The organism is Gluconacetobacter entanii (assembly GCF_003206495.1).
In the GTDB taxonomy this organism is placed as follows: Bacteria; Pseudomonadota; Alphaproteobacteria; order Acetobacterales; family Acetobacteraceae; genus Novacetimonas; species Novacetimonas entanii.
This window is the reverse complement of the sequence record NZ_NKUF01000149.1, coordinates 1-3688: the sequence shown is the minus strand read 5'-3', so window position 1 is coordinate 3688 and position 3688 is coordinate 1. Positions and strand designations below refer to the sequence as shown.

The 3688-nt window shown below is 60.4% G+C and carries 2 protein-coding genes; one reads left to right on the top strand and one right to left on the bottom strand.

The features are described from left to right. Positions 1-28: 28 nt before the first annotated feature. On the bottom strand, positions 29-643 hold the full coding sequence (locus CFR72_RS17000; protein WP_010512305.1) for a recombinase family protein: 615 nt from the start codon (positions 641-643) through the stop codon (positions 29-31). A gap of 125 nt (positions 644-768) precedes the next feature. Here CFR72_RS17000 and CFR72_RS16995 point away from each other — a divergent pair, with 125 nt between their 5' ends. Next, positions 769-3660, top strand: coding sequence for a Tn3 family transposase (locus CFR72_RS16995; RefSeq protein WP_110914827.1), 2892 nt, complete (start codon positions 769-771; stop codon positions 3658-3660). Positions 3661-3688 lie beyond the last annotated feature (28 nt).

Sequence of the window (3688 nt, the reverse complement as noted above, 5' to 3'; positions counted from 1 at the left end):
GGGGTCGTTTGCGGGAGGGGGCGAAATCCTACGCTAAGCTGAGAACGCGCTTCCCATAATCCCTGAGCTCGCCCTTCGGTCCGACATATCTGTATAGAGTGACGCGCTCGATCCCGAGTTCCTTGCACAGATCGGAAACAGACGTGTCGCGCTGCGCCATGGCGGCCTGGGCGAGACGCACCTGTGCTTTGGTCAGGGCGAATTTTCGCCCTCCCTTTCGTCCGCGCGCTCTGGCTGCGGCAAGGCCAGCCATGGTGCGCTCGCGGATCAGATCCCGCTCGAACTCGGCCAGAGTGGCAAAGATACCGAACACCATGCGGCCGGATGCGGTCGTGGTGTCGATCTGAGCGCCTTTTCCGGTCAGCACACGCAGGCCGATCCTGCGGTCTGACAGATCCTTCACGGTGTTGACCAGGTGGGCGAGCGAGCGCCCGAGGCGATCGAGTTTCCAGACCACCAGCACATCGCCGTCGCGCAAGGATTTGAGGCATGCAGCTAAGCCGGGCCGATCATCGCGGCTACCGGATGCACGATCATCATAAATATTACCTGGCTCGATACCGGCGGCACGCAGGGCGTCGTGCTGGAGGTCGAGGGATTGGGAACCATCGGCTTTGGAGACGCGGGCATATCCGATCAGCATGTTTCTTAAACGTTGGTTTGAAGCGGTGACGAACATGAGCACATAAGCTTGCACTATTGTGTATCTTAACCAGCATCGCAATCAAACTATCTCAAACCTTACCTTGGAAAGAATAAGGAGCATGTATGCCGCGTCGCGTGACCCTGACCGATCGACAGCGCGAGGCGCTGTTTCACTTACCGGTCGATCAAGGTGATCTGCTGCGGCACTATACCCTTAGCGATGAGGATCTCGGGCATATCCGCCAGCGCCGGCGCGCCCACAACCGTTTCGGCTTCGCGCTGCAACTGTGCGTCCTGCGCTACCCGGGCCGGGTACTCACCCCTGGCGAGCTGATCCCGGCACAGGTATCGGATTTCATCGCGGCCCAGCTCGGGCTGAGCCGTGACGATCTACTCCTCTATGCCGCGCGCGAGGAGACCCGGCATGAGCATCTGGCGGACCTACGCCGGATCTACGGCTATCGCTCCTTTTCGGGGCGGGGCGCACGGGATTTGCGCGATTGGATCGCTCGGGAAGCCGAGGCGGCGACATCGAATGAGGATCTTGCCCGTCGCTTCGTTGCAGAGTGTCGCCGCACCCGCACAATCCTTCCCGGTTTCTCAACGATTGAGCGCCTTTGTGCCGATGCACTGGTCAAGGCCGAACGCAGGATCGAAGATCGTATCGCCCATCGCATAACACCAGCCCTGAGCGAGAATTTGGCTCATCTGTTAGAGAATACGGTGGATGGTCGCATCACCCGCTTCGTATGGCTGCGACAGTTCGAAGTTGGCGCAAATTCGGCGGCGGCCAATCGGCTGATGGATCGACTGGAATATCTCCACAAGTTCGATCTTCCGGCAGATTTGCTGGACGGCGTTCCCGCGCATCGTGTGACCCGCCTTCGCCGGCAGGGCGAGCGCTATTACGCCGACGGCATGCGCGATCTGCCCGAAGGCAGGCGGCTTGCAATCCTCGCTGTCTGCACCATGGAATGGCGGTCATCTCTGGCTGATGTCATCGTGGAGACCCACGATCGCATCGTAGGCCGTCTCTATCGGGTCTCCGAACGCCTTTGCAGCACCAAGATCGCCGACGAAAAGGCGGCCGTTCGGGACACGCTGAAGTCTTTTGCTGAAATCGGTGGTGCTTTGCTTGGAGCGCAGGACGATGGCGCATCCCTGGACTGGATAATCACCACCGGTCCAGGCTGGGAACGGTTCAGAACCCTTGTCGCCACGGCCTCTGCGTTGACCAATGTGCTCGCTGCCGACCCGCTCAGCCGTGTGCTGGACGGCTATCATCGCTTCCGCCTCTATGCGCCCAGGATGCTGCGCCTGCTCGACATGCAGGCGGCGCCGATTGCCAAGCCTCTTCTGACGGCTATCGCGCTGCTACAGAGCGGGATCAAATCCGATCCTCCTATGGATTTTCTACGTCCCAACTCCAAATGGCATCGCCATCTTCGCGCTGCGCCCGCCGGCGACTACCGACTTTGGGAAATCGCGGTGCTGTTCCATATCCGCGACGCTTTCCGGTCCGGCGACATATGGCTGGCAAAATCGCGCCGCTATGGCGACCTCAAGCAGATCCTGGTCCCGCCACAGGCGATAGAGCAGACCGCGCGGTTCGCTGTGCCGCTGCAACCCGGCGAATGGCTTGCCGAGCGCATGGCTCGACTGGATACACAACTGAAGGCGCTTGGCCGCGCGGCGCGAACCGGTACGATCCCAGGCGGCATCATCGAGAACGGCAAGCTGCACATCGACAAGCTGAAGGCTGACACACCCGAAGGCACTGAGGATCTCGTACTCGATCTCTATCAACAGCTCCCGTCCACGAGGATCACCGATTTGTTGCTGGAAGTCGATGAGCGAACCGGATTCTCCGAGGCTTTCACGCATCTGCGCACTGGCGTGCCTTGCCGCGACCAGATCGGCCTGATGAACGTGTTGTTGGCGGAAGGCGTCAATCTTGGTCTACGCAAGATGGCAGCGGCGACCAATACGCACAGCTTCTGGGAATTGCTGCGGATCGCACGCTGGCATGTCGAAGGCAGCGCCTATGATCGGGCGCTCGCCATGATCGTGGAAGCCCATGCCGCTCTGCCTATGTCCGCCTTCTGGGGACAAGGGAAATCCGCATCCAGCGACGGGCAGTTCTTCCTTGCTACCGAGCAGGGCGAAGCGATGAATCTGATCAACGCGAAATATGGCAACGTCCCAGGCCTCAAGGGATACAGCCATGTGTCCGATCAATATGCACCCTTCGCTACCCAGGTCATCCCGGCAACGGTCAGCGAGGCACCTTATATACTCGATGGGCTGCTCATGAATGACGCAGGCCGCCGCGTCCGCCAGCATTTTGCCGACACGGGTGGCTTTACCGATCATGTGTTCGCCGCCAGCTCCTTGCTCGGCTACAGGTTCGCACCGCGTATCCGAGATCTCTCTCAGAAAAGACTCTATGCCTTCACGCCCAACGCGACGCCCGCCAATGTGCGAGCGCTGGTTGGCGGCAAAATCAATGAACCGCTCATCGAGCGCAACTGGCCCGACATCCTGCGCGTCACGGCAACGATCGCAGCGGGCATCGTCGCCCCCAGCCAGATTCTTCGCAAGCTCGCTTCCTACCCGCGCCAGAATGAGCTGGCCCTCGCATTGCGGGAGATCGGTCGCATCGAGCGCACCCTGTTCATGATCGACTGGATTCTCGACGCCGGTCTCCAGCGCCAGGCTCAGATCGGTCTCAACAAGGGCGAGGCCCATCATGCCCTCAAGCGCGCCATCAGCTTCCATCGTCGAGGTGAGATACGCGACCGCTCAGGCGAAGGGCAGCACTATCGTATTGCCGGCATGAACCTGCTCGCCGCCATCATCATCTTCTGGAACACCATGAAACTCGGGGAGGTCGTGGACAGACGCGCCGTGGACGGCATCATCATCCCGCCTGATCTCCTCGCCCATGTCTCACCGCTGGGATGGGAACACATCAACCTCACCGGCGAATATCGCTGGCCTAAATCCTTAGCGTAGGATTTCGCCCCCTCCCGCAAACGACCCC

Excerpts from the sequence above, each read along its gene's own strand:
- CFR72_RS17000 (WP_010512305.1), bottom strand. The coding sequence starts at position 643 with ATGCTGATCGGATATGCCCGCGTCTCCAAAGCCGATGGTTCCCAATCC.
- CFR72_RS16995 (WP_110914827.1), top strand. The coding sequence starts at position 769 with ATGCCGCGTCGCGTGACCCTGACCGATCGACAGCGCGAGGCGCTGTTT.